Source organism: Pandoraea apista (assembly GCF_001465595.2).
Taxonomy (GTDB): domain Bacteria; phylum Pseudomonadota; class Gammaproteobacteria; order Burkholderiales; family Burkholderiaceae; genus Pandoraea; species Pandoraea apista.
The window spans coordinates 2,674,698-2,700,868 of the sequence record NZ_CP013481.2 but is presented as its reverse complement, the minus strand read 5'-3'; the positions used below and the strand labels follow the sequence as shown (position 1 = coordinate 2,700,868).

The following is a 26,171-nucleotide window of genomic DNA, read 5'->3' as shown; positions in this document are numbered from 1 at the left end:
TTCGCATGGCGCGATTAGAGCATATTTTTTACCCATATTGCGATTCTGGATCCAATCATCTAGCATTGGATCCAATATATTATTTTGGATCCAAATACGTCTATTTCACGTATATCCGGATTCGTTTCATCAGGGGAGACCGCGTGCGCACCGGCGACGGCCGATGCGCGGCACTCATCTGAGCGCCGCCAGCACTGTGGACGCATGGTCATTGGTCAAGCGCTTTTTTTGCAGGCTCAACTGACTTTTTTCGGGGGAAATCAATGTCATTCAAACTTCGCAAGTGGATCGTACCGGCCGCCATGGCCCTTACGGCGAGTGCGTTGGCATATGCGGCCGACGACACTGTGCATATGGGGGCAGTCCTTTCGCTGACGGGTGCGAACGCCACCGTGGGAGAAGATGTACGCCGCGCCGTCGCGCTCGCTGTCGAGAAGGTGAACGCGCAAGGCGGCGTAATGGGGAAGAAGTTCGACGTCATTGTCGAAGACTCCGGCGGCAATGCAACGACCGCGCTTAACGCGGCACGCAAGCTGGCCACCGTCGACAAGGTGCCGGTCGTGATCGGTGAATACTCCTCGGGCATCACGCTGCCGATGGCGCAGTACCTCGTGAAGGAAGGCGTCACGCATATCAACATTGCCAGCACGAGCGTGAAAGTGAAGGATCTGGGCGCCACGTCGTTCAATCTCATCGGCCTGGAGAACCTCGGCAACAAGTTCTCTGCCGCCGACGCCTGGGCACTTGGCTACCGCAATGTCGCCCTGATCGCGCCGAACAACGCTTACGGTCAGGGAGTCGCACACGGTTTCCGCGAGGAATTCGAGAAACTCGGGGGCAAGGTCGCCACGGAATTGCTTTACACCGCAGGCCAGTCCACGTATCGCCGCGAGCTTCAACAAGCGTCGCGCAGCAATCCCGACGCGTACATCTATACCGCCTACGGTCAGGAATCGGCCGTGCTCAATCGCGAGGCCTTCGAACTCGGGCTCCGTCAAAAGCCCTGGTACGCGATCTTGCTCTCGATGAGCCTTTCCGACACCCCGGCGAACATTGCCAACGGTCAACTCGGCATGGAAGTCGGATCGGTACAGGGGGCGAACGGCAAGGCCTATGTCGACGCCTTCCAGGCCAAGTACGGTCAGGCACCGAAGACGTCGTACACCGGTTATGCCTATGACGCCGTGTTGCTAACCGCCGCCGCCATCAACAAGGCGAAGTCGACGCAGCCGGCCGCCGTGCAGACCGCACTCAAGGAGGTGGGCAGGAATTTCGCCGGGGTAACGGGCCCGATCACGTTTGACGCGGACCGTCAGCGCATCGACCCGCCTTACGCGAAGCTCAAGTACGACGGCAAGGTGGTGCCGCGCTAAGCGTCGCCGTGCTTTGGCGCGCATCGGCACCACCTCTGCCCGGTGTTGCCGATGCGCCGAACGGCTGCCGTACCTCCGCGGGCCCCTCGCTGTGCCCGCGCTCCACCCCGGATGACCTTCATGCTCCAACTATTCGTTGATACGCTTTTACGCGCGTCCGACCTGGCTTTGGTCGCCCTCGGGCTGTCCATGGTCTACGGACTCGTCAAGTTTCCCAACATCGCCCATGTGCAATACGCCATGGCCGGCGCCTACGTTACCTACGCCATGTTCGCGCTGAACGTGCCGCTTGTCGCAGCGCTGGCCATCGCCGCGCTGGCAACGGGCGCCTTCACGCTGATCATGCACCGGCTGGTATTCCGTCAGCTCCTGCGCGGCGGACCGGCCATCGCCATGATCGGATCGCTCGCCGTATCGATGCTGATCATTGCCTGCTGCCAGGGTTTTGCCGGTTCGTTTCCGAAGATGTTCAACCTGCCGCTGACACCGCCGACAGTACTCGGCGACGCGCGCATCACGCACGTGCAGCTCTATTCGGTCTCGACGACGATTGCCCTGCTCGTGGTGTTCGCGCTGGTGCTCTTCTACACCCGCGCCGGGCGGGCCATGCGTGCGCTCGCCACCAACCCGGCACTGGCGGCCGCCTCGGGCCTGAACGCCGAGTGGATCACTCGCGGCGTCACGTTCGCGTCGGGGGCCGTCGCCGGACTGGGCGGCGGACTGCTCGCGTTGTCCGCGGGGGCGCATGTGCAACTCGGCAACGACATGCTGCTGCCGGTGTTCGCGGCCGCGATTCTCGGCGGGCTGGGTAATCCGCTCGGCGCTGTGGCCGGCGCGGTACTGATCGCGCTCACGGAAACGCTGGTCACGAACCTGAATTTCGGGCCGTTGCTTGGGCAAGCCGTTGCGTTCTTGCCGGTCGGCTACATCAACGCCGGGGCATTCCTGATCCTGTTGCTGGCGCTTCTCTTCAAGCCGTACGGGTTGTTCGATCGCGAGGTGCGCCGTGTTTGAATTCATTGTCGCCACCCTCACGGTCGCGGGCATCTACGGCATCATGGCTCTTGGCCTGAACCTCCAGGCGGGGTATGCCGGGCTGCTCAATTTCGGGCACATTGCGTTTGCCGGGCTGGGCGCGTACGCCACGGCCATCACTATGCAAGCGGGTGGCTCGCCGCTCACCGGCATGGCCATCGGTGTACTGCTCGCCGTTGCTCTCGGCGCCGGCATCGCCCGTCTCGGGCGCCAACTCGGTGCCGATTACTGGGGCATTGCCACGCTGGCTATCGCAGAGATCCTGCGCACGATCGCCACGAACGAGGGATGGCTCACCGGTGGCGCGAACGGCATCAGTCCGATCCCGATGCTCTTCGATACCCTCCCCCGTCCCTACGATTCGCTGGCGTTTCTCGCGCTCGTTCTCGGCGTCATGCTGGCCTTCACGCTGCTGACCCGGCGGCTGGCAGACGGACGTTTCGGCCGCGCCTTGCGGGTCATGCGTGAAGAGCCGAAGCTCGCTGCATGCTTTGGCTATGACCTGCGCTCACTTAAATCGCGGGCCGTCATGACAAGCGCCGCCGTCACCGCAGTGGCCGGTTCCCTGTACGCGCATTACATGAGTTTCACTGGGCCCGATTACCTCCTGTCCTCAGAGACGTTCGCACTGTGGACGATCCTCATGATCGGCGGCATCGGCAACGTTTGGGGGGTACTCGTCGGCACGGCCGTCGTGCAAGGCGCCTACACCCTGGTGCCGTTCGCCAAGGACTATCTGCATTTCAGTTCGGACAGCGCCGGTGCGCTGCGTCTGGGCGTGATCGGCCTCATTCTGCTTGCCTGCCTGATGTGGCGCAGCGAGGGCCTTGTTCCTGAAAAACTGAGGAAGCTGTCATGACCATCCCCAACAAACCCTTGCTCGAAGTTCGCTCTGTCGCCAAGGCGTTCGGTGGCAACAAGGTGCTTCAGGACGTAACTTTCGACGTGATGCCCGGTGAGATTGTCGGCCTGCTCGGGCCGAACGGCTCGGGCAAAAGCACGCTGCTGAACACGATCACCGGCTTCGAAAGTCTCGATGCGGGGACCATCGCGCTCGACGCCCATCGTATCGACACCTTGCGAGCGGACCGCATCGTGGCGCAAGGCGTCGCGCGCACGTTCCAGCTCCCGTCAATGCCCGCCCGAATGTCGGTGCTGGAAGTGGCAATGGCTGCCGCCACGGCGCATCACGGCGTGTTCGCCACGCTACTCGGCACGCGCGCGGCGCGAGAAGCCGAGGCCGCAGCCCGCGCCAAGGCGGGCATGCTGCTCGACGAACTATTGCTCACGCCCGTGCGCGATCTGCCAGCAAGCGCGCTATCGGGCGGGCAGAAGAAGTTGCTGGGTATCGTTTGTGCGCTGATGGGCGCACCCCGCATGGTGATGCTCGATGAGCCGACCGCAGGCGTACATCCTAATCTGCGACGCGACATCGTGATGGCGCTCAAGCGCCTGAACGCCAAGGGAATGACGCTTGTGGTAGTCGAGCACGACATGCACTTCATCCGGGAGTTGTGCACGCGCTGCATCGTACTCGACCGGGGACACATTGTCGCGAGTTGTCACCCGGACGACCTTTCGTCCAACGAAAGGGTGCTACAGGCCTATCTCGGCGGTGGCGCCAGTACGGCAACACCGAACGCACGCATCAGGGAAACGGAGTCTGCATGATTCACATCGACAACGTCGTGGCGGGATACACCGCCGAAGTCGACATTCTCAAAGGAATGACGCTGCACGCCGAGTCGTGCGAAATCGTCACCCTGCTTGGCCCGAACGGTTGTGGCAAATCGACACTGCTCAAGACGATTGCAGGGTTTCTGCTGCCGCGCGAAGGACAGGTTGTGCTGGCGGGCGCGGATGTGTCGCAGGTTCCCGTGCATCGGAAGATCCGTCAGTGTGGTGTCGGGTTCGTGCCTCAGACAGACAACGTCTTCGGCACGCTTACGATTCGCGAAAACCTGCAGGTCGGGGGGCACTATCTCGGCAAGCACGAATGTGCTCAGCGTATCGACGAACTGTGTGCGCTTTATCCGGTGCTCGATCGCAAGCGCGATGCCCCGGCGGCGTCGATGTCTGGCGGGGAGCGGCAAATTTTGGCGCTCGCGCGAGCCTTGATGCCTCGTCCGCGCCTGCTCCTGCTCGACGAACCGTCTGCGGGCCTGTCGCCGAAGGTGTTGCACGAAGTTTTCGACGCTATCGTGCGCGTGCGCGACCAGGAGAAGGTGACGATTCTGATGGTGGAGCAAAACGCAATGGAAGCGCTGCGCATCTCGGACCGCGCTTATGTGCTTTCGATGGGCACAGTTGCGCTGACGGGAGCCGCGAACGCGCTGCTGGAAGATGAGCAGGTGCGGGAGTTGTATCTGGGGGGACGCGCAGCATAACGCGGGCCGTCGCCGCATGAATGGCCTCAGACGGGCCGCAGACGGAATTCACGGCGCGCAGCAGGATCGCGCGCCGTGACCGGTTCGAAAGCGTCTCGTGCTTACTTGCCTGCTCGCGCCTCCGCCAGCGCGATCGTGAGATGGGCCACCTTCTTCTTGAGCGCGTCGCGCTCGGCGGTCATGGCCTTGAGCTCTCTCGAAAGACGCGCCAGTTCGTCGGACGGATCGGCGCTGGTGTCCCACGGCGGGGTACCGTCATCGTCGTCTTCAACGATCTCTTCGTCTTTCTTCTTGCGCGGTTTGACCGGACGCGCCTCGCGTACCTGACGCGCCAATTCGCGCAACTCCTGCTTGCCAGCAACCACCGCCGCCACCTGCGCTGCTGCCGGCAAAGTCGACACCGCCGCTGCCGCATTGATCGAGACGTCGCCACGCTTGACCGCGTCCACCAATTCCGGCGCCGCCGCATTGTGGATCTGCTCGATCTGCCCCAGCGTATTGCTCGACAGGCGGGCAGCCCGTGCCAGCGCGGCGCGTGTGAGCGCCATCGTGTGCGCCGGAATCGAAGTCTTGCCGGCGTCCTGTTCGGCACCGTCCGCTGTCGCGGCTTGCTGCGCCGGCGCCTGAGCGGGCGCCTGTGCGCCGCTTCGCGCTTCGAGAATCGTCTTCTTGCGCAACGCCAGCACACCGCGCTGGTAATCGGACACGCTGCGCCGGCCGAGATGGTTGTCGATCATCCACAGACGCACATCGTCCATCGACTTGAACGACGGATTCTGGACGGTGCGGAATTCGATGCTGTGTTTTCGGCAGATCTCGTAACGATTGTGGCCGTCGACCAGCACGTCGCCCCATAGGACAAGCGCGTCGCGGCAACCCTCCGCAAGCAGGCTCTGTTCGAGCGCCGCATATTCATCAGGCGTCAACGGATCGATGTACGCCTTGAGTTCTTCGTTGATCTGGACTGTCATGGATTTCTGTAACGATGCCCCCGCACCCCGTGCCGCTGACTGCGGCACAACGCGGTACGTCGGCAAGGAAAAACGATGCAGGCCGCATTATCGCCTGTCTGAGCGGCGCTGACGAAACACCCCGTGCCCTGCCCCCGTACGCTCAGGACAACACGCCGTGATCGGTCAGAAACGCCTGAATGCGCGCCAGACGCGCCACCGGGTCCGCCATGCCCAGCAAGGTCTCTTTTTCGTGCGCCGGCAGCGGCAGCAACTCGGCCCAGCGATCGGCGACCCAGCCGCACTCGTCGAGCCGGTACGGCGGCGCCAGGGGCAACTTCGCCGCGCGCGCCGGATCGCGTTGCAGCCCGGCGATCAACTTGCCCAACGTATCGGCGCTGATCTGGAGCGTGTCGGGAATGGCGACATTGGCATCGTCCGGCAGCATTTCCGCTTCGCCCATCCACAAGCCGTACTTGCCCAGCGCGGCAGACGAGAGACGGAACTTGGTTGTGCCGCGACAGACGATCTCGAGCAACGACGGCATGGTCGCGCGCCAGTCGTCGATGCGCGCCATCGTACCGATCATCGCGGGCTCTTCGACACTGTCGGGCAGACGCACTTCGCTGCCCTGTCGCAAGATGACCACACCGAATTCGGTGCCGTCGGCGAGGCATCGCTTGATCAGGTCGAGATAGCGCACCTCGAAGATGCGCAGATGCAACACCCCGGCGGGAAACAGGGCATTGCCGAGCGGGAAGAGCGGGATCTGGGCCATGCCGTATGATGACACGAAGTCACTCGCGACAAGTACCAATGTCCGGCAACGCGGCCGACTCCTGCGCGAACCGGTCGATCAGAAAATCCAGCAGCGCCCGCACGCGCGGCACCATGTAACGCGTGCGATGCCGTACTGCATACACCCCCGGCGCTTTGGCGATGTAGTCCGGGAGCAGGATTTTCAGCCGCCCTGCCCGCACATCGTCGGCCGCATCCCACAACGTTTTGCGAACGATCCCCCGACCGTCCAGTGCCCAGCGGCGCGCCAGCGTCCCGTCGTTCGTCTCCCACGCCTGCGCCATCGGCACCGTGAATTGCCACGCCGCCTCGTCCTTGCGAAAGTGAAACTCGTTGAGCGGCCCCGACGCCGTCACCAGCACGATGAACTGATGTGCCGATAGCGCTTCCGGATCCGACGGTTCCCCATAGCGTGCGAGATAGTCCGGCGATGCACACAGCACGCGACACATCGGCGCCAGCCGTCGCGCCACGAGAGCGCCGTCTTCGGGCTCGCTGAAACGAATCGCCAGATCGACATCGTCCTGCACGAGATTGGAAAGAGAGTCGGTCAACGTCAGCGCGAGCCGCACCTCCGGATAACGTGTCGTAAATTCGTCGAGCCACGGCGACAACTTATGCAACCCGAAATCGGTGGACGCCGACAGCCGGATCTTGCCCCGGATGGCGGCGCAGCCTGCCTGTAGCGCCGCCTCACCATCGTCGATGGCCTGCAAGGCAACGAGACAATGCGAGAGATAGACGCGCCCCTCGTCCGTGAGGCGCAGCTGCCGCGTAGTGCGCACGAACAGCCGCGTCTGCAACGCCGCTTCGAGCTTGGCCAGCCTGGCACTCGCCGCCGCCGGCGACAGCCCCAGCTTGCGCCCGGCGGCCGACAGGCTGCCAAACGTTGCCGCGCTCGTAAAAAGACGCATATCACCTAGTCTGTCCGTCGCCATCTTTCATCCACATTTGAAAGTCATTCAAATTTCCAACGAATTATCAAATATAGCGCGCATTGGCAGACTACGACACATCGTCCCAGTCGGGACGCCCCCTGTCCGGATGACACCCATGCCAGCCTCGCCAACCCGCTCTGCCAGTTCCTCCACGCCGCCATCTCGTACACAAGGCGGCCCTTCGTACGGCCACGCGGCAACGCCATACTCATTGTCAGACGCCACGCCCTGGGCATCGTTGGTGGCGTTAATGCTTGCCACTTTCGTGGCCGCCGCAAACGAAACGGTGCCCGCCGGTCTGCTGCCGCAGCTGGCAGACGGCTTTCACATCTCGGCATCGTGGGCTGGTCAGATGGTGACGCTATGCGCGCTCGGCGCCGGCCTCGGGGCGGTACCGTTGGCGGTAATGTTGCATCGATGGTCACGTCGCACGGTGTTGGTCGTCGCACTGCTCGGCTTCGCTGTGTGCAATGCGGTCACCGCTGTCTCAGCGGATTTCACGTTGACGTTGGCTGCGCGATTCGTCGTGGGTCTTGCAACGGGACTGACGTGGAGCGAGATCGCGACGTATGCGCGCCGCCTCGTCAGTCCATCGCGGCAAGGGCGCGCGTTGGCCTTCGCCATGCTCGGCATCCCGCTCGCGCTGGCCGTCGGTGTGCCCGCCGCCACCGCGCTTGGGCATCTCATCGGCTGGCGTTGGGTGTTCGGCGCGCTGGCGGCCTTCGCGTTGATTCTCGCCGGCTGGGTGCTGCTGATCGTGCCCGATGTGTCCGATGTGTCCGACGCAAGCAACACCGACCAAGCCGCCGACGCTCGCGCCCCGGTGATCGAGGTGCTCCGCCTGCCGGGCGTGCGTCCGGTGCTCGCCGTTGTCATGCTGTGGGTCGTCGCGCATTACACGCTCTATACCTACATCGCGCCATTTCTCGCCTCGGCGGGCATGGGCGACCGGCTCGCTACCGTGCTGTCGACGTTCGGCATCTGCACACTCGTGGGACTTTGGGGTGTGGGCATGTGGATCGATCGCTGGCTGCGCGGACTCGTTCTGCTGGCCCTCGCCGGATTCACCATCGTGATCGTCGCCTTCGGCGCATGGCCGACATCCTGGCCGGTACTCGTTGCGAGCTCGGTGCTTTGGGGCTTGAGTTTCAGCGGCGCCCCAACGATCCTGCAAACCGCGCTGGGCAACGCGGCCGGCAAACATGAGAGCGTGGCGCAATCCATGCTCGTGACAGTATTCAATCTATCGTTCGCGGGCAGCGGCATGCTCGGTGGCGCAGTGTTGTCCGCATGGGGGGCTGCGGCGCTGCCGCATGTGCTGGTGATCCTTGCACTGGCCGCACTGGGTGTCGCGTATGCCGCCAGACGGCACGGTTTCGTTCAGCGCTCGCGCTCGTAGGCAAACGGCATCGCCCGTCGCCGGAGCCCCTTCCGCACGGCCCCTGCTCAGCCCGCTTGCGTCAGCCGATGCGCGAGGCGTATCGCCTCTTCGCGGGTGGCCACGGCTTCGTGCGGAATGCCGAATGCCTTCACCGCCGCCACGCCCATCGCGCGCACTTCCGCGCGGCGGGCCTCGCTCGGCTCGATGCTCACCAACGCTTTGCAGACCGCCGCGAGCGCCGTCTTGTTCTGCTTGAGCCAGATCGCTCGCTGCTTGCGGTCTTCGTGCGTTTCGTCGCGCGTGAGCTGGTCGTAGACCACCACGAACGGCTGCCCGTGATTCACGAGCGCCGTCATCTCCGCTTCCCAATCGCGGGCATAACCGGGATCGGCAGCCTCCTGATTGAATACAACGAATGGCAGCTCGCGGACATCGTGAATCGAGAACCGGTTGGGATCGAGTGGCATGGTGTTAGCTCCTTGAAATGTCTGAAGGAAAGGAAATAAAAAAGAGGACGGCGCATGACAGGTCAACCATCTCGGCCGCCTACCTCCGCAGAATGCGACGAATCTGTCTGCGATCCGTCCGACCAGCCAGCGCCGAGCGCCTTGTACAACGCAATCGCACTCAACACCTCGGCGCCCCGACTGAGCGCCAGCGCATCGCGCGCGCGATTGGCGGCACGCTGCGCTATCAGCACCGGCAGATAGCCGCTCAGGCCGCGTTGATACAAACGCGTCGTCCGCTCGACCGCCTGCTGGCTGTCGTCAACGGCCGCGCGCAATGCCGCCTGCTGTTCGCGCTCACTGTGCAGCCCGGTCAACGCATCTTCCACGTCGCGCAACGCCAGCCGGACATCGCGCTCATAAGCAAGGCGCGCAGCCTCCGCGTCCGCCTGTGCCGCCGTGACCCCCGCGCCCGCACGGCCCCCGTCGTACAAGGTCTGGTCGCCGATCAACGCGACCGACCACGCCAGACTCGCGCCGGAGAACAAGTCGTGAATCAGGCTGGCGGTGGTGCCGAGACTGACAGGAATGCTGAAGTGAGGAAAACGCGCGGCCTCTGCAACGCCAATACCTGCCGTCGCTGATGCCAGCCGCCGCTCGGCCGCCCGCACGTCGGGGCGTTGACGTATCACCTCGGACGGCAACGATAGCGGCAGCGTCGGCGTCACGGGCAACGCGGGCGACGGCGCAGCAAGCACGTCACGCCAAGCCGACGGAAATTCGCCGGTCAGCACGCCGATGGCATGACTGAGACGCTCGACCTCGGCTTGCAATCGGGGGGGCTGCGCTTGCGCCAACTCGCGTTCGGCGCGCGCCTGTGCGACTTCGGCAGAAGTCCCCAGCCCCTGCGCAAACGCCCGCTCTGCCAACCGCTCGCCCTCATACAGCGTGCGGATGTTCTCCTGCGCAATGACTTGCCGCGCCTGTGCCGTGCGCAACGACGCGTAATCGGCGGCCAACTCGGCCAGCAGACTCACACGCACCGCTTCCCGATCAAACGCGATCGCTTCGACACCGGCGTCGGCCGATTCCACGGCACGGCGCGTGCCACCGAAGACGTCCAACTCCCAACTGGCATCGAAGCCCAACTGCCACGTTCGCGACTGCCCGATGCCCGGCGGCCAGTCGAGTCGCTTGCTCGAACGCAATGCCTGCGCGGTACCGCCCGCCGAAATTGTCGGGCCGAGATCGGCCGCCACGCGTGCACGCTCAGCTCGCGCTTGCACGAGCCGGGCTTGTGCGATGGCCAGATCGTGGTTATTCGCCAGTGCCGTAGCGACAAGCCGGTCAAGCATGGGATCGCCGAACGAATGCCACCAATGGCGCAGCTGCGCCACGTCCCCCCCGGCACGGGTGTCGAACGCACGATGCGCGTCATGCCACTGTGCGGGAACATTGGGCGGCGACGCATGGTAGTCAGGGCCAAGCGTGGTGCAGGCCGAGGCCACGAACATCACGCACGCCGCACCGAACCGGCCGATCACGCCGATCGCGCCGAACCGTACGGCGGCCGCGCGTCCCTGACAGGCGCCCTTCTGCGAAGACATCGATGCGAAGGCCATGGCGTCACATCCATCGCATCAGCAGGCTGGCAAGACGCCCCTTCGGCACGTCGCCCGTCGTGGCGCTGCCAACGTCAACACTGCACGTCATCCCCGCCGCAAGCACGACATCCGGTGGCACGCGATCAATGGCGATGCGCACCGGAATGCGCTGCGCCAATCGCACCCAGCTGAAGCTGGGCTCAACGCTCGGCAACCCCTGAGCATCGGCATGTTCGTTAACATCCGTAATGCCTCGACCGAGGCTCGCCACATGGCCGTCGATCAGCGCGTCGAACCCCATGAGGCGGATGCGCGCCGGCGCGCCCGCGCGGATGCCATGCAGCTTGGTCTCTTCGAAGTAGCCCGTCACCCAGAAGCTGTGAGCATCGACCAACGCAATGTTGCCTCGCCCCGCCACGGCATAATCGCCGGGACGCAAGCGCAAATGCGTGATGTAGCCATCGGCCGGCGCCCTCAACTCGGTACGCGCCAGATCCAGACGCGCCACGTCCAGCGCAACCTGCGCCCGGCGTTGCTCCGCCTGCGCAATCGCCACCGCCTGATTGGCCCGCTGAATATCCTCGCCGGGCACGAGGTCGTCCATCCCGCGCCGCCGCTTCGCGTCCTGCACCTTCTGCTGCAACACGGCACTCGCCGCACTCAGTTGCGCTTCGGCCTGCGCTACGGCAAAGCGAAAGCGCTCGGGATCAATGCGATACAGCAGGTCGCCGCGCCTGACCAACTGATTGTCGGAGACGGCCACGTCGAGCACCGTACCGGAGACCTCGGGCGCAATACGCACGACCTCGGCACTCACGCGAGCGTCGCGCGTCCAGGGCGCGAGCACGTAGGCCCGCCAGAGGGCAACAACCAACACCACCGCAAGCACAACGGCCAACAACGTGCCCGCCGCTCTCGCGACCGGGCCCAACCACATGGTTCGATTAGACATAAAGCATCAACACGGAAACCAGACAAAGGGAGATGGCAAATTCGAATAGCGCCGGATGCCAAACACGACGTAGCACGCCCGTGCGCGCCAGCGCGAAACGCAGACCAAGAAACACCGGCACGGCGACGCAGGCGTAGACGAAGAAAGGCGGCAGATAGATGCCCGCCACGGCAACTTCACTGAGCATGGGAACGATTGGGCAAAGGTTGAGCGAAGTAGACGGCGTAGCCGTCTAGCAGATCGGCAATGTCGGTGAGCACCGCCACGAGACGCGGCAGATGCTGAGCTTCGTCCGCATGAGGGCAGTCGCCCGTCGTCTGCAAACGCGTTAAATGCCGCGCTGCACGCCGCGCATGCCGGGCCGCCAATGCGGGCGCGGGATACCTCGTGTGCAGGCGACGGGCCATGCGATCGAGCGCCGTCGTCACGATCGTGCAGGCGCCTGCCAGCGAAGGACAAACGTCCTCTCGACACATCCATACCCGCAACCGCCACACGTCGCGGCCGAGATGCAGACTGGCGAGCGCGTCGGCGATATCGGCACGCATCGCGTCGGGTTGCGTCTTGCGCAGCGCACCAAGATGCGCAATGCGGTGCTGCTGACGCCATTGCCAGCCACGTGCGGTGGCCATCAGCCGATCGAGGGGCGCCCTCTGCGCCGGCGCATGCAGCACACGCAACGACGCCTCCCGGATATGCCGTCGCAGACGGGCAATGTCTCGCGGCAACTGACGCGGCAGGAACAGTCGGAAGCCCATCCACGCGAACGCTGCGCCGACTACCCACGCGAGCGACCAGTTGAGGAACAAGCCGAGGTGGTAGTGCATCGGGTTGTCTGCGGCCGTTAGCGTATTGAAGCCGACGAGATACGCCAATGCCGCGAGTCCGTGCTGAGGCATCGTCGTGGCAACAATGCCCGGCAGCCAGAATAGCGCCAGCACGACGAGCAACAGCGGCAATCCCTCGATGTGCGGCAGAACGCCGAAGGCGCACACGAACGCCATCGGCACCGCCAACAGCGTTCCCTTGACGAACTGCCACGCACCGGCGGCGGGGTTCGGTGCCGTTGCAAGCAATGCGCAATACGGCGAGACGATCAGCAGCATCATGTCGCCGTGCGGCCACCCGGTGATGATCCACACTGCCCCGGCGGCAAACAACGTCAGCGCAGCCCGCAGGCCGTTCTGCCATGCTGCGCGCGGATCGCGGTGAAAGCGGACGGTCGCCGGGGCGTTCGCGGGTCTCGGACGATGCAACGATGTGAGACCGTCCAGTGCCGCCAGGTAATCGTCCACCTGTTCGATCAGCCGGTCGATTGCGATGAGCGTTGCCGGCGGCAAGGCCGGGCGGGTGTCGAGCGCTGCGACGAGTTGCTCACGCGCTTCGCGCATGATGCGGGCGGCATTTGTCAGCCCCTGCGCGCCTTGAACGAGAGCGTTCGTGGTGTCGCGCCAGGCTTGCGCGAGCATCGGTTGCAGTCTCGTCAGGAAGGAGTCGCGGGTGTCCCGCTGGCCCGCTACCGCCAATGGCACGCCGCCCGCCACCACTGCGAAGAGCGACGCCATGGCGTGCCGCACCGCGTGCGCACGATGGGCAAGATCGACCGATTCCGCCTTGCCCACGGCGAGCAGATCATCGACGCCGTAAATCTCGGAGATCAGTTCGCGTTGTGCGGCAGCGGCTTCATGGGCCTTCGCGCCTGCCGATTCGTACGCGGCTGCCTGCATCTGCGCCGTGCGAGAGGCCAACCGCGTGAGCAGCCCCTCCAGCTTGCCTCGCACACTGCGGGCGCTGAAAAGCGCGGACACGAGCGACAGGCACAACACCCCGACCATGACAGTCGAGCCTCGGCCGACGACGTGCTCAAACGTGAGTTGCGGATGTTGAAGCGCGCCGAAGGTGGCGAGTCCGACGGTGTATCCCGCGACTACAACACCCGACGCACGGAAGTGCCGCAACATTGTCATTCCGGCGACGCACAGCCCCAGCCAAACGGCAAACCCGAGTAGAAACAGCCACGGCATCTGACCGAATGCCGACATCAGCAGCACGGAGGCGATCATTCCCGCGAGCGTGCCGAGCACGCGCCACGCGCCCTTGCCGATCACGGCGCCCTGAATCGGATTGATGACAAGCAGCACCGTCGACGCCGCCGAATAAGGCATCTCCAGTTGCAAGACATACGCAACACATAACGCTAGCCACGCCGCAGCAATGGAGCGCAATACGTAGGTGGCGCGCGGCGACGTGAAATCCAGCCGCGACAGACCGGCGAGCCGCCATAGGAGCGGCGAAGCGCGCCGCGCGCCTGACGAGCTTGCCGTGGAAGGCGTCGATGACACAATGACCCTTGAATGCGGTGACGATGCTCATCACTGTAGGGTCGGCCGATTCATTGCGAAAAGTGACTTGTTTTGAATTAACGATTGCGTCTGGCGCACTAATCTTCTCAGGCCGCCGGTGTCGTCAGCGCGTCTCGCAAATCGCCCGGATTGTCCGTCGCAACCATTGGTGTGCCGGATCGGCCTGGAATCTGGGATGCCAGGCTTGCGTCAGGACAACGGTCTCCAGCGGGACCGGCAAGTCGAATTGGCGCAACGGCATCCCGGCATCCAGCGCACTCCGGGCAAGATGCGACGGCAACGCCAGCAGCAAATCGCTATTCTGCAACGCGAAGAGTGCCGTGAACGGCGTGGGGACGACGAGCGCCACGTGGCGTCGCAGTCCCAGGGCCTCCAGCGCACTGTCGATCGGCCCGGCAAACTTCCCTCGCCGGGAGATGCCGATGTGCCCCCACTGCGTGATCCTCCCGGGCGTCACATCCTCGTCGAAAAGCGGGTGATCGCGACGCGCGATACCGACAAAGCGCGTGGTGAAGAGCGACTGCACGCGGATTTCCGGACCTAGCTGCCGCGACGCACTGATGAAGAGATCGATGCGCCCGCTGCGTAGCGCTTCGTCGTCGATATCGTCCTCTTCGGGGGCGAAGCGAAGCATGCCGCGTGGCATCTCGGCGGCCATCGCCTCAAGCAGGCGTCCCGAATGCAGCCCGACGAAGATATCGTTGGCACGCACGTTAAAGCGTCGCTCCAGTGTCTTGAGATCGACCCCGTCGCCCGGCGTCAGCACTTGCGTGGCTTGCTCGACCACGAGCCGCACCTGCTCGCGCATGGCAAGCGCGCGGGGCGTTGGTACCAGCTTGCGCCCCGCCTGCACGAACACCGGATCGCCAAGCGCCTCGCGTATACGGCTGAGTGTACGGCTCATCGCGGGCGGACTCAGATGCATCCGTCGCGCAGCGCCGACAACACTGCCTTCCTCCAACAGAACGTCAAGCGCGTGAAGCAGATTCAGATCGGGGGGTGACATGACGGCATCCGGTGGATTGCATAAAACGCAATGCTACCTCGTGTTCATTGCTTCCCGCAGCAGCCATTCGCGCACGTCGCAACGTCAGCCACAATGAAGTCCGTGTGCACGAGTGCGAGCCCCCTGCCCCGAGACGGCCGCATCGATGGCGAGCGGCGAGAATCCGCAGATCGATCTCCGGATGAGTCTCGAGAAACGCCGGAGATCGCGGAATCAACCATTTTCAGGCCAGGGTCGGCGTCACACTGATGGTCAGACGCCGCAACGCCGGTCGCAACTTTTCTGCCGGACGATGTGCCGAAATCTGGTTCGTCGGGCGTTCGCGGCAATGTTACGCTGTCGCTCGTGAATCATGACGGCTGACCACCGCTGGGGTGTACGTCAGCGTATTCGGAGGATATCGGCATGACAGTAGAAAAAGTGGCGTTGATCACGGCTGGCGGCAGCGGTATGGGAGCGGCGGCTGCGCGACGTCTCGCGGCGGACGGCTTTAAGGTTGGCATCTTGTCGTCGTCGGGCAAAGGCGAGGCCTTGGCCACCGAGTTGGGGGGTGTTGGCGTGACCGGGTCGAACCAGTCGAACGACGCGCTAACGAAGCTGGTCGAGTTGGCCGTTGAGCGCTGGGGGCGTATCGACGTGCTCGTGAACAGTGCAGGCCACGGCCCGCGCGCGCCGATTCTCGACATCAGCGACGATGACTGGCACCGCGGCATGGATACCTATCTGATGAACGTGATCCGCCCTACCCGGCTGGTAACGCCGATCATGCAGAAACAAGGGTCTGGCGCGATCATCAACATTTCGACGGCGTGGGCGTTCGAGCCGAGCGAAATGTTTCCGACATCTGCCGTGTTTCGCGCAGGGCTGGCATCGTTCACAAAGCTGTTTGCAGACAAATATGCGAAGGACAACGTGCGCATGAACAACGTTCTGCCGGGATGGATCGACAGCCTGCCGCAGCAAGAGGCGCGACGCGAGAGCGTGCCAATGCAGCGCTATGGGAAGGCTGAAGAAATCGCCGCGACCGTGGCATTTCTGGCGTCCGAAGGCGGCGGGTACATCACCGGCCAGAACATTCGCGTGGACGGTGGGCTGACGCGCTCGGTTTGAGCAAGATAAAGCGCTTCGGCACTCGCGTCATCTCTGCGCGGCGGCCGAAGCGCCCTCGCATGTCTGCCTGCGGTGTTATGTCGTCGCTTCGGAAAAGCGCAACCCGAGGATTCCGATGAACGTCAAACCGAGGAAGAGCGCCCGGAGCCAGTTCATTTGCTCCTGAAATACCAACACGCCCGCGAGCACCAGCCCGATCGTACCGATGCCGGTCCAGATGGCGTAAGCCATGCCGACTGGCAATGACCGCAGGGCCAATGCCAGCAAATAAATGCTGCCCAGCCCAGCGATCACTGCGACGAGGCTCGGCCCCAACCGGGTCCACCCTGCATTCAATTTGAGGGAGAGGCCCATCACGATTTCCAGGGCGGCGGCGAGAAACAAATAAGCCCACGCCACTGCCTCAGTCCTGCGCAGAAACTAACCGTCCGGCGATGGCTCTGAGGGCTGGCTTATTCGCAAGTAAACCGGCCTGTACCGCGGGGCGCGCAGCGATCACATCAAGCCAGCGCTGCACATGCGAGTAGGGCGTGATGTCCAGACTCAACTCGCCCCACGTTCTCAGCCAGGTGAACGCAGCAATATCAGCAATGCTGTAGTGATTCGAGGCAATGAAGGCAGATTCGCTTAAACGCGTATCCACCACTTGGTAGAGACGAAGCGATTGTTTCCGATACCGCTCAATTGCCTCGGCATTACCCGTCTTCGATGCGTGCAAAAACCACCATAGCTGCCCAAGCATGGGGCCGATGCCGCCGATTTGAAAATGCAGCCACTGTTGCACGGCGATATTCTCGGCTTCCGTCACGGGCAACAAGCACCCTGTCTTCGACGAAAGATAGGAAAGGATGGCACCGGACTCGAAAACGGTCAGGCCACACTCCCGGTCGACAATGGCTGGGATTTTGCCATTCGGGTTGATCTTCAGGAAATCCGGTTGATGCTGGTCGCCCTTGTCAAGATCGAGGTCGAACTGCTCATAAGCCAGTCCAGCCTCCTTGAGAAAGATGCTGACTTTCTGTCCATTCGGCGTGTCCGCCGTAAAAAACGCGAGTTCGCTGGCCTGTGTCATGGTTGCCCTTGTCGATTCATTTAATTGCAATTACAATTATTGCAAATGCAATCGTAAAACACAAAGCCAACTCGTGCAAGAAGCCCACCCGCAGAGGTCAATGATGAATTGGGAGCGCCTCCGTCCGCCCGCAGCCACACTGCAAACTCGGCTGGCAGCGCAGGCATGTCTCGAAAAACTTGCAACGGAAGAGATCGCGCGAGTGTGCAGCGCCACCTCCCCTTACGCTGCGATCCAAGCCATCGCCCAGCACCTGACTCAAGACGATGCAACCCACGACAAAGTCTGTCTGGTGAGGGCTTCCCCAGGGAAACAGACGGTGCAAGCGCATACGGCCGATGGCACTGACGTAGCGCCAAGCAACATCAGCGCCTGGCCTCTGTGGTTTCAAGATGGGCCAGACCGTTTCGAGATCCCTTTGCTCTATTTGTTGCGATCCGAATCCGTCGCCGGACTACAGACAGCGATATTCGAAACGGCTAATCGCGGCATCTTGTGCAACGACGCCGAGATCACGTCGTCACGGTGGCCAAAAAGCGTGCAGCCCGCCGTTCCCGTGTGGCTTGCCAGCAGCGTGAACGGTATTCCCTACGACCCCGCCTCGGGGCAAGAGGCTCTCGCCATTCTGCGCGCTGCCATGCAGGCCCTGTACGCGGATCATGCGCCGGGTTTCTTCTATTTGACCCTGCACGATGACGAAGACAACGTTCCCGCCCCATCGCGGGACGATGTGCGGGATGCGTACAAGGGTATGTATCGGCTCAGTGCTGCATTCCGGTCAAAGGCCCCGGCCATCCGATTGCTGGGCGCCGGCAAGGCATTGGGAAAAGTGATCCGGGCGGCGGATCTTCTGCAAGAAGATTGGGACGTTGCCTGCGAGGTCTGGAGTTGCCCGAGCTATACCCGTCTGGCCCGAGAAGGCTATGAAGTTGAACGCTGGAACATGCTCCATCCGCTATCGACGAAGAAAACGTCTTATATCCAGCGTTGCCTTGGGTCGGAGCAGTCCCCTGTTCTGGCCGTCACGGGATATGGACAACACATAGCCCATCAGATCGGTGGCGTTGTCTCCGCTCGTTTTGTTGCCTTGGGGCCTGACTCTCATCACGGAGCGAGCGGCTTTCCTAGCGTGTACTGGATTGTGTTCACTGCAATCAAGGCGCTCTGCGAAGCGGGTAAATTGCCCATGCGTCGAGCAGAGCAGGCACTGAAGCGATATGCACTGACCTGAACGCCAGCCATACTTGGCAGTCATCAACGCTATCGAACAGCATGTGGCTGACGGTTCGTCTCTATCGTTCCAGAGCCCCGGTGGGCGGCTATCTCAGTTGCATTCCTTCACCGCCCAAAGGCTCGCTCATTTCGCAACGTCATCACGGCACTCTCAATACTGGCAACAACCTTATCGTCTTCGCGACGAATCTCACACCTGTAATGGCTGATCGTCCTGCCGCGATGCGTTGCCCAGGCATGGGCGCGCAGCCGGGACTGCCAAACGGGACGCAAGAATGACGCCTTGAGATCAATGCTGGTAAAGCTCTCCCCTTCATGTACCAAGGTGGAATGTGCCGTGCCGATGGCGGCGTCTGCCAACTCGCATAGCATTCCTCCATGAACGGTTCCCTGTTGATTTCCGTGGATGGCGGCATCCGCATCGAGTTCAATCACAGCATCGGCTTCCGCGACCGAGACGATTCGAAATTTCAACAATGTGGAGATCGCTGTCGGATAGCGCATATGCGTGCTATCGCCATCCGCCAGCGAACCGTTCACCTGGCGTTGCAGGTATTCCAATACGGGTAAGTGTTGCCCCAGCGTTGCCATGAGCATTCCTGTCGTTAATGTCGCTCCCAAGTCTAAATACGTAAAATAAGACAATCAAAAAATTGTCCTAATTACAGTTCATGGCAGCTTCGTCCATCTCCCGTCTGATTGACGACCTGACGGCTGACATCCGCAGCGGCAAACTGCCGCCTGGCAGTCCGTTGCCGACGCATCGCCAACTCGCCAGAAAAAACGGCATAGCCATTGCCTCGGCGAGCAAGGTATACACACACCTCAAAGCGATAGGACTTGTCGTCGGCGAGACGGGGCGCGGCACCTTCGTGCGCGACCGCCCGCAACAACGCGAATGGGACGCCGGAGACGAAGCTCGCCAAAACACCCATGCAGCGGATCTCTCTTTCAATCACCCAACATGGCCTGCTCAGGGAGACATGTTGCGTAAGATGTTGCGAGAACTGTCGCTATCCGGCGATCTTGCCGCGCTGCTACACCAGCAGCCGCCAGGTGGGCGAGCGCATGAAAGACGGATCGTTGCAGACTTCCTTGCTCAATCTCGCGGCATTCAGACCGAAGCCGACGGTCTGTTTTTGGTCAACGGGGCTCAACAGGGACTGGATATCACCACACGCGCGTTACTCAGCCCGGGGGATACCGTAGCCGTCGATGCGTTGACGTATCCTGGATTCAAGATGGTGGCGCAGACGCAACATCTGGCGCTACAACCGGTGCGTAGCTTGCCCGATGGGCCAGATCTGGACGCACTCGACGCCCTGTGCCAACGCAAGCCGGTGCGTGCAATCTACGTTATGCCCACCATGCACAACCCGCTCGGTTGGGTACTCACGACCGGCCAACGCCGACACTTGGCAGAGATTGCCCGGCACTACGATTGCCTGATCATCGAGGATGCTTCGTATGCCTACCTAGCCAAATCCTCTCCCCCCGCACTCGTTACACTCGCGCCCGAACGAACGATTTATATTGCGAGCCTATCCAAAAGTCTGGCCAGCGGATTGCGTTTCGGATTCATCGTCGCACCCGAGAGGTACAGGCTCCCTATCAAGGCGACAATTCGCGCCAGCTACTGGAGCCTGCCGAGTCTCATAACGGCCATAGGGACTCGCTGGATTGCGGACGGCACCGTTGCTCGCCAAGAAAGGCGAATGCGTCAGGAAGCCTCGAAGCGGCAGGCTATTGCGCGCCAGGCGCTTTGCGGGATGGACATCATCGCTCATCCGTCTTCTCTATTTTTATGGCTGCGGCTCCCGTCCGAATTGAGAATGGACCGGATCGCCACTGCGCTCGCCGAGCACAACATCGCAGTTTCCAAAGCCACTGCCTATTCGACCACTCGGCATGCGCCACACGCATTGCGATTGGGTTTAAGCTCCGTACCGTTGGAAGACCTGCGCTCGGTTTTGGTACAAGTGCGCAGCATCATCGAGCGCTTTCCGATTTGATTTCCGGATGATGTGAATGGAAAGCCGGCGGCACAGCGCGAAGGGGCGGCTTGCCAAAACACCTGGAGCAATCACACCCTGATCGCAGGTCACCGATTCGCACCGGCACAGATCCTACGGGCGGCGCGCCGGCGTTCAGCCCGCCGCCTGATGCCTTTCGCCGCTATCCGCGCACCACACTCCTGAACGCAGCCGCCAGAGCATCCAGCGCATCGCGCGACCGGCCGGTACGCGTTCTGGTATGCAACAGCACCGGCAAACGAGGTAGCTCAGGAAGCCTGAGCCTGCGCCCCACATCTTCCGCACCGAACGGCAGCATACGCGGCGCCAGCGCGGCCACCCCCAGGCCGGCCATGACCGCAGCGGCGACAGCCGCAACCCCACCACCCACAAAGACTTCCCTCCAGGGTACGCCTGCCAGGTCCAACGTCTGTTCAGCCATTGCGCGCACGCCACAAGGCTCGGCCATCGTAGCCAACGGCAGTGGCTCGCCCGTGCGGTGCTGCCAGCCGGGGGCGGCGAACCAACCGAAGGGTTCGTCTGTCAGCAACTCACCGTCGTTCCGACCGGTATCCAGACGCACAATGGCGGCATCCAACTCGCGCCGATCAAAGCGTTGCAGCAAATCGGCCGATGAAGCGATGCGAATCTCGATCAACAACTGAGGCGCTTGCGCGCTCATTCGGGCGATAAGCGAAGGCAGCTCCGGTCCCGCCACATGGTCGCTGATACCCAGCGCCAAGCGCTGCCGCTCCCCAGCACATAAATTCAATGCACGGTCATGCACTTCCAACAAACCTCGCGCATGCTCCAGAAACGTGACGCCATGTGCCGAGAGTTGGACGTGCCGAGGGGTGCGCTCGACGAGCCGTACGCCTATTCGTTTCTCCAGACGCTTGAGTTTCAGGCTGACTGCGGACTGCGTGGTGCGCATGCTATCGGCCGCATGCGTGAAGCTGCCCAATTCGGCGATACGTACGAAGGCCCGGACAGCATCAATGTCGAGAGGATCATCATTCATTTCAAAAACTCATCTCTATTATCTTTTCCCATGTCTTGTTGAAATGAATGATAGACCATAACCTGCTGTGCATTGACACTCACATGAAAGGATTCGTCATGCCATTGGTTCATATTTCCCTGCGCACCGGAAAGCCTGCCGCTTATCGGCAGGCCATTTGCGACGGTATTTATCAGGCGATGCGAGATACGTTCAGCGTGCCCGAGGACGACCAGTTCATGACCGTCTCCGAACACGAGTCTTCTGACTTTCGATATGGGGCGTCATACCTGGGCGTGGCACGCAGCGACAATCTGGTGTTCATTCAAATCACGGCAAACGCCTCGCGCAGCGTGGAACAGAAGAAGGCGTTGTACCAGTGCATCGCGCAGCGGCTCGGCCAAAGCCCCGGCCTACGCCCCGAGGATGTGTTCGTGAACATTGTCGAGGTCGCACGGGAGAACTGGTCCTTGGGCCATGGATTAGCTCAGTACGCATAGCGCGAGAAAGCGCAAGAACGGCCCCTTCATCCGTGGCAAACGGGAAAGTGGCACGGTCGACGGTCGGCTTGCGCGGTGCGCGTGTTGCCAGTCCGCTTCACACGGACAAGATACGTCTCCACGGCTGCGTCAAAGGTCTTGATGGCATGGGCATGGCATTTGTCATGGCGTTTCCGTGTCGGACGACATGCCGTGGAGAACAGATTTGCGCACCGTGGCCAGCGACACACCCCCCGCCCCGCAGCGGCCGATCGTCATCTCACGGCGCCCAGGGAGTTGGTGGTTATAGGGGAAGGTAGCGCCATTTGCGAGCGATACCGTCACGTACGTCGCATCCCGTCAGAAACCATTTAAGGCCAACCCTGATATCGCATGCGGCTGCACGCTAACAGTCATCAAGGCTTCATCGAGCGGGTGGCGAGGAATGTCGGTAGATACCGGTCGATCACAAAGCGAGGGCGCGGCTGATTGTCTTCGTAAAAGCCTGTCAGAACAAAGCCCGCTTCCAGTTGGCCGCCAATTTGCTCCTCCAGACTATGGCCGAATACCAGCGCTTCCCCACGCTGCTGCTTATCGGCCAGTGCCTGTGCGTCAAGGTGCTTGATGTCCGAGTACGGTATTGAAAAGCGCGGGCGTATCAGTTCCTGTGCCGAATATGCCGGATCACGATCCCCGATAAATACGACCGGATTGTAGAAGCTGCTCAGCAACTTACCGCCGTTGCGCAGCACGCGGAAGCACTCGTGCCAGATTGGGCGGATATCCGGCACGTAGAGGTTGGAAATCGGATGAAACACCAGATCAAACGACGAGTCCGCAAACATAGACAAATCGCGCATATCTCCCTGCACCACGTTCAGCGCTAGCCCATCGCGCTGCGCAACCATGCGTTCCTGATCCAGTTGCGAATCAGAGGCGTCAAATACGGTCACGTCCGCGCCAGCCGCCGCCAGCACGGGTGCCTGTTGGCCGCCGCCAGAGGCTAAGCACAATATACGCAGACTGTGAGCGTCATCGAGCCAGCCCGCGGGCAAGGCGTTCGGCGTGAGCCGGACCTGCCATTTGCCATTGCGGGCGGCGGCGATTTCTTCTGCACTGACGGGGCGGGACCATTCGCAATGCTGCGCGGCCTGGCGATCCCAGGAAGCGCGATTGTGGTTGAACACATCAATATGATTAACGGGGGTATGAGGCATAGGGTTTTCCTTGGCGTTCAGGGAAAACTGCCCGTGATACTGCGACCGCAGTCATGGTGAACGAGCTAGCGCTGCCTGACTGCGCAGGCGCGTATAAGCGACGTTGAATACGAACGTAAGTATGCGGCTGGCAGATCGCGTGTTGGCAGCGATAGTCAGATAAATGCAGGGCATCAGCGCATTACTTGTTCACGTCGTCGAGCTCCGGTTGTTTGTATGAAACGGTGGAAAATTCAGCACGCGCCTGGACGTTTGCTACACCGGACACGGTGACAGGCTGAATTTTAGCCGATCCGTTGATTCGTTAATCGTTGCCGGACGCTGACAAAACGAAGCAATCTTGAACAGATCCTCACGCTTCAGGTGGCTCATACTCTGCTCGGCCTGCCGTAGGGCGGCTTGATGCCATGAGCACCCTGTCACCCGGCCACCCGGCCACGGCATTTGTTCGCGACATGCGCTTCGCCTCGACCACGCCATGAAAAATGCCATTGACGATGTGGGATTCATCATCAATGGCATTGAATACCTCTAAGCTAAATCAAGCACTTGGGAAAACAGGATTACTCCCACTCGATTGTCGCCGGCGGCTTGCCCGAGATGTCATAGACGACCCGGTTAAGACCACGAACCTCGTTAATAATGCGGTTCGAGACCTTGCCGAGCAAATCGTGCGGCAGGTGCGCCCAATGCGCGGTCATGAAGTCTTGCGTCTGCACAGCGCGCAATGCCACGACCCACTCATACGTGCGGCCATCGCCCATTACACCCACGCTCTTGACCGGCAGGAACACCGCAAACGCCTGACTCGTCAGTTCGTACCAAGTCTTGCCGCTGTTCGGCTCGACCGTGTTGCGCAGCTCTTCGATAAAGATGGCATCGGCGCGACGCAACAGGTCGGCGTAATCGCGCTTCACTTCCCCCAGAATCCGCACGCCCAGACCGGGCCCCGGGAATGGGTGACGATAAACCATGTCGTGCGGAAGACCCAGCGCCACGCCCAACTCGCGCACTTCGTCCTTGAACAGATCGCGCAGGGGTTCGAGCAGCTTCAGACCCAGCGTCTCCGGCAAGCCACCCACATTGTGGTGGCTCTTGATCGTCGTCGCCTTCTTCGTCTTCGCGCCGCCCGACTCGATCACGTCCGGATAGATCGTGCCCTGCGCCAGCCACTTCGCGTTCTTCAGCTTCTTCGCCTCGGCCTGGAACACTTCGACGAATTCGCGGCCAATGATCTTGCGCTTCTGCTCCGGATCGGTCACGCCCTTCAGATGACCCATGAACTGCTCAGCGGCGTCCACATGCACGACCTTCGCGTGCAGACGCCCCTGGAACATCTCCATCACCATCTGACCTTCATTCAGACGCAGCAAACCGTGATCGACGAACACACACGTCAGTTGATCGCCAATCGCACGATGAATCAGCGCCGCCGCGACGCTCGAATCCACACCGCCCGACAGACCCAGAATCACTTCCTCGTCGCCCACTTGCTCGCGGATCGCCTTGACGGCTTCCTCGATGTGATCGCGCATGATCCAGTCCGGTTTCGCACCGGCGATCTCCAGCACGAAACGCTCGAGCAATTCACGCCCCTTCACCGTATGCGTAACTTCCGGGTGGAACTGCACCGCGTAATAGTTACGCGCCACGTCGGCCATACCGGCAATCGGGCAGCTCGGCGTCGACGCCATCAGCACAAAGCCCGGCGGCAATTGCGTGACCTTGTCGCCATGGCTCATCCACACCTTGAGCATGCCGTGGCCGTCTGCCGTGCGGAAGTCCTCAAGGCCCTCGAGCAGCGGCGTATGAGCATGCGCGCGTACCTCGGCGTAACCGAATTCACGATGGTTGCTCGCCTCGACCTGACCGCCCAGTTGGACCGTCATCGCGAACATGCCATAGCAAATGCCCAGCACCGGCACGCCCAGATCCCACACCGCCTGCGGCGCGCGCAGATCCTGATCCTCGTACGTGCTCGCATGGCTGCCCGAGAGAATGACGGCCTTCGGATTGAATTCGCGAATGAACTCGTCCGAAACGTCGTTCGGGTGAATCTCGCAGTAGACGTGCGCTTCGCGAACGCGGCGTCCGATGAGCTGGGTGACTTGCGAGCCGAAGTCAAGAATGAGGATTTTGTCGTGCATCGTGAGGTACGGAGGAAGTGGATTCGTTGGACGTCGGCGCCGTGGAGGAAGGCACGGGCGTGACAATGCCGGTGGCGCCCACAGGCGCGACCGGCGGAGTGTTGACGGAAGCGGAGCCGCCACCGGGCGTCTCCATGCGCGGCTCAGCGCGCGTGCCACGAGCCTCGTCGACGGCCCGGGCATCGGGGTAATCGTACGGTGCGTCGCGGCGGGTGTCGCTTACGACACCCCCACGCACTCGTCCGCCCGTCTGCTGGGCTGCCTGCACGCGCTCTTTCGTGCGCACGCTCGACGCCAGCTTGACGAGAATGGCGCCCACCACCAACAGGACAGCACCCAGCGCCGGCATCAACAACTTGCCGCCGCCTTTCACCGCCAGTTGGCCGGAGATCAGCCAGCCCAGCACAAACGCACCGGTCACCCAGTTGACATGCCCCGTCACTTTCGCAACAGTCGCCGTCAACTGGCCATTCACGGTGGCGTGCCATTGCAACCAGGCCACGCCGATGAAGGCCACACCGAGCGCTTGTGCATAAAGCACAGGCGATGGCGCCGGCACTTCAATGGCCGCATACAGCGATGACCAGAACGACGCAATCAGCAGCACGCCAAGTGCCAGATTCAGCGCCGCATCGAGGAACAGTACCGTACGCAACATGGCCTTCATG

The 26,171-nt window shown here is 62.1% G+C and carries 26 protein-coding genes; 10 read left to right on the top strand and 16 right to left on the bottom strand.

Translation table 11 applies throughout. From position 1 onward, the window contains the following. The first annotated feature begins 263 nt into the window (after positions 1 to 263). From AT395_RS12560 to AT395_RS12540, 5 genes are all read left to right on the top strand, one after another. Entirely contained in the window at positions 264 to 1,373 is a 1,110-nt protein-coding gene (locus AT395_RS12560; RefSeq protein WP_048629362.1) for an ABC transporter substrate-binding protein, read from the top strand. Between the two features lie 120 nt (positions 1,374 to 1,493). After that, entirely contained in the window at positions 1,494 to 2,387 is an 894-nt protein-coding gene (locus AT395_RS12555) for a branched-chain amino acid ABC transporter permease (RefSeq protein ID WP_042118369.1), read from the top strand. Beyond that, entirely contained in the window at positions 2,380 to 3,267 is an 888-nt protein-coding gene (locus AT395_RS12550) for a branched-chain amino acid ABC transporter permease (protein ID WP_042115807.1), read from the top strand. Before AT395_RS12555 ends, AT395_RS12550 begins: the two co-directional genes overlap by 8 nt. Further along, the gene (locus AT395_RS12545; RefSeq protein ID WP_048629361.1) at positions 3,264 to 4,079 is read left to right on the top strand and encodes an ABC transporter ATP-binding protein; all 816 of its coding nucleotides are present in this window, start codon (positions 3,264 to 3,266) and stop codon (positions 4,077 to 4,079) included. Before AT395_RS12550 ends, AT395_RS12545 begins: the two co-directional genes overlap by 4 nt. Then, complete coding sequence (locus AT395_RS12540; RefSeq protein ID WP_048629360.1) at positions 4,076 to 4,795, top strand: ABC transporter ATP-binding protein; 720 nt, start codon at positions 4,076 to 4,078, stop codon at positions 4,793 to 4,795. The genes AT395_RS12545 and AT395_RS12540 overlap by 4 nt, the downstream gene beginning before the upstream one ends. A 101-nt stretch (positions 4,796 to 4,896) precedes the next feature. On the opposite strand, the gene AT395_RS12535 is transcribed toward AT395_RS12540, so the two are convergent. From AT395_RS12535 to AT395_RS12525, 3 genes are all read right to left on the bottom strand, one after another. Next, positions 4,897 to 5,766: a ParB N-terminal domain-containing protein gene (locus AT395_RS12535; protein WP_042115804.1), complete on the bottom strand. Its 870-nt coding sequence runs from the start codon at positions 5,764 to 5,766 to the stop codon at positions 4,897 to 4,899. A gap of 142 nt (positions 5,767 to 5,908) precedes the next feature. Then, the gene (locus AT395_RS12530) at positions 5,909 to 6,523 is read right to left on the bottom strand and encodes an LON peptidase substrate-binding domain-containing protein (protein WP_042115803.1); all 615 of its coding nucleotides are present in this window, start codon (positions 6,521 to 6,523) and stop codon (positions 5,909 to 5,911) included. Positions 6,524 to 6,542: 19 nt separating this feature from the next. Next, positions 6,543 to 7,481, bottom strand: coding sequence for a LysR family transcriptional regulator (locus AT395_RS12525; protein WP_042115802.1), 939 nt, complete (start codon positions 7,479 to 7,481; stop codon positions 6,543 to 6,545). Between the two features lie 250 nt (positions 7,482 to 7,731). Between AT395_RS12525 and AT395_RS12520 the strand changes: the two genes are divergently transcribed. Next, a complete protein-coding gene (locus AT395_RS12520) occupies positions 7,732 to 8,880 on the top strand; it encodes an MFS transporter (protein WP_231586101.1) in 1,149 nt (382 codons plus the stop codon). A 47-nt stretch (positions 8,881 to 8,927) separates the two neighbouring features. Here AT395_RS12520 and AT395_RS12515 read toward each other — a convergent pair whose 3' ends face one another. From AT395_RS12515 to AT395_RS12490, 6 genes are all read right to left on the bottom strand, one after another. Further along, a complete protein-coding gene (locus tag AT395_RS12515) occupies positions 8,928 to 9,329 on the bottom strand; it encodes a hypothetical protein (RefSeq protein ID WP_042115800.1) in 402 nt (133 codons plus the stop codon). 62 nt (positions 9,330 to 9,391) lie between these two features. Next, positions 9,392 to 10,930, bottom strand: a complete 1,539-nt coding sequence (locus AT395_RS12510) for an efflux transporter outer membrane subunit (RefSeq protein ID WP_231606139.1) — start codon at positions 10,928 to 10,930, stop codon at positions 9,392 to 9,394. Between the two features lie 4 nt (positions 10,931 to 10,934). Beyond that, positions 10,935 to 11,864 carry an HlyD family secretion protein gene (locus tag AT395_RS12505; protein WP_231606138.1) on the bottom strand — a complete coding sequence of 310 codons (930 nt, stop codon included), beginning with the start codon at positions 11,862 to 11,864 and terminating at the stop codon, positions 10,935 to 10,937. Further along, positions 11,857 to 12,051: a DUF1656 domain-containing protein gene (locus tag AT395_RS12500; protein ID WP_048629357.1), complete on the bottom strand. Its 195-nt coding sequence runs from the start codon at positions 12,049 to 12,051 to the stop codon at positions 11,857 to 11,859. The genes AT395_RS12505 and AT395_RS12500 overlap by 8 nt, the downstream gene beginning before the upstream one ends. Beyond that, positions 12,041 to 14,206 carry an FUSC family protein gene (locus AT395_RS12495; RefSeq protein WP_072632826.1) on the bottom strand — a complete coding sequence of 722 codons (2,166 nt, stop codon included), beginning with the start codon at positions 14,204 to 14,206 and terminating at the stop codon, positions 12,041 to 12,043. The genes AT395_RS12500 and AT395_RS12495 overlap by 11 nt, the downstream gene beginning before the upstream one ends. A gap of 124 nt (positions 14,207 to 14,330) precedes the next feature. Continuing rightward, a complete protein-coding gene (locus AT395_RS12490; protein ID WP_048629356.1) occupies positions 14,331 to 15,233 on the bottom strand; it encodes a LysR family transcriptional regulator in 903 nt (300 codons plus the stop codon). Positions 15,234 to 15,638: 405 nt separating this feature from the next. On the opposite strand from AT395_RS12490, the gene AT395_RS12485 reads away from it, so the two are divergent. Beyond that, entirely contained in the window at positions 15,639 to 16,343 is a 705-nt protein-coding gene (locus AT395_RS12485; RefSeq protein WP_042115796.1) for an SDR family oxidoreductase, read from the top strand. 75 nt (positions 16,344 to 16,418) lie between these two features. Here the strand turns inward: AT395_RS12485 and AT395_RS12480 are convergent, their stop codons facing one another. Further along, entirely contained in the window at positions 16,419 to 16,742 is a 324-nt protein-coding gene (locus AT395_RS12480) for a DMT family transporter (protein ID WP_048629355.1), read from the bottom strand. Between the two features lie 4 nt (positions 16,743 to 16,746). Beyond that, positions 16,747 to 17,415 (bottom strand): glutathione S-transferase family protein, encoded by a 669-nt coding sequence (locus AT395_RS12475; protein ID WP_048629354.1) that lies wholly within the window; start codon positions 17,413 to 17,415, stop codon positions 16,747 to 16,749. On the opposite strand from AT395_RS12475, the gene AT395_RS12470 reads away from it, so the two are divergent. Next, positions 17,414 to 18,646: a transketolase-like TK C-terminal-containing protein gene (locus AT395_RS12470; RefSeq protein WP_125347650.1), complete on the top strand. Its 1,233-nt coding sequence runs from the start codon at positions 17,414 to 17,416 to the stop codon at positions 18,644 to 18,646. The two genes, AT395_RS12475 and AT395_RS12470, sit on opposite strands and share 2 nt — an antisense overlap. Before the next feature lie 107 nt (positions 18,647 to 18,753). Here the strand turns inward: AT395_RS12470 and AT395_RS12465 are convergent, their stop codons facing one another. Continuing rightward, entirely contained in the window at positions 18,754 to 19,239 is a 486-nt protein-coding gene (locus tag AT395_RS12465) for a PaaI family thioesterase (protein WP_042115793.1), read from the bottom strand. A gap of 80 nt (positions 19,240 to 19,319) precedes the next feature. Here AT395_RS12465 and AT395_RS12460 point away from each other — a divergent pair, with 80 nt between their 5' ends. Further along, positions 19,320 to 20,660 (top strand): aminotransferase-like domain-containing protein, encoded by a 1,341-nt coding sequence (locus AT395_RS12460; RefSeq protein WP_048629352.1) that lies wholly within the window; start codon positions 19,320 to 19,322, stop codon positions 20,658 to 20,660. A 163-nt stretch (positions 20,661 to 20,823) separates the two neighbouring features. Here the strand turns inward: AT395_RS12460 and AT395_RS12455 are convergent, their stop codons facing one another. Continuing rightward, positions 20,824 to 21,681 (bottom strand): LysR substrate-binding domain-containing protein, encoded by an 858-nt coding sequence (locus AT395_RS12455; RefSeq protein WP_042115791.1) that lies wholly within the window; start codon positions 21,679 to 21,681, stop codon positions 20,824 to 20,826. A 98-nt stretch (positions 21,682 to 21,779) separates the two neighbouring features. Between AT395_RS12455 and AT395_RS12450 the strand changes: the two genes are divergently transcribed. Then, positions 21,780 to 22,160, top strand: coding sequence for a tautomerase family protein (locus AT395_RS12450; protein WP_048629375.1), 381 nt, complete (start codon positions 21,780 to 21,782; stop codon positions 22,158 to 22,160). Between the two features lie 395 nt (positions 22,161 to 22,555). Here the strand turns inward: AT395_RS12450 and AT395_RS12445 are convergent, their stop codons facing one another. The 3 genes from AT395_RS12445 to AT395_RS12435 all read right to left on the bottom strand — a co-directional run bounded on the left by AT395_RS12445 (position 22,556) and on the right by AT395_RS12435 (position 26,170). Further along, entirely contained in the window at positions 22,556 to 23,356 is an 801-nt protein-coding gene (locus AT395_RS12445) for a class I SAM-dependent methyltransferase (RefSeq protein ID WP_048629351.1), read from the bottom strand. 563 nt (positions 23,357 to 23,919) lie between these two features. Further along, positions 23,920 to 25,503, bottom strand: a complete 1,584-nt coding sequence (gene guaA, locus AT395_RS12440) for a glutamine-hydrolyzing GMP synthase (RefSeq protein ID WP_042115789.1) — start codon at positions 25,501 to 25,503, stop codon at positions 23,920 to 23,922. Next, positions 25,478 to 26,170, bottom strand: coding sequence for a hypothetical protein (locus AT395_RS12435; RefSeq protein WP_052765596.1), 693 nt, complete (start codon positions 26,168 to 26,170; stop codon positions 25,478 to 25,480). The genes guaA and AT395_RS12435 overlap by 26 nt, the downstream gene beginning before the upstream one ends. Between the last annotated feature and the right edge of the window lies 1 nt (position 26,171).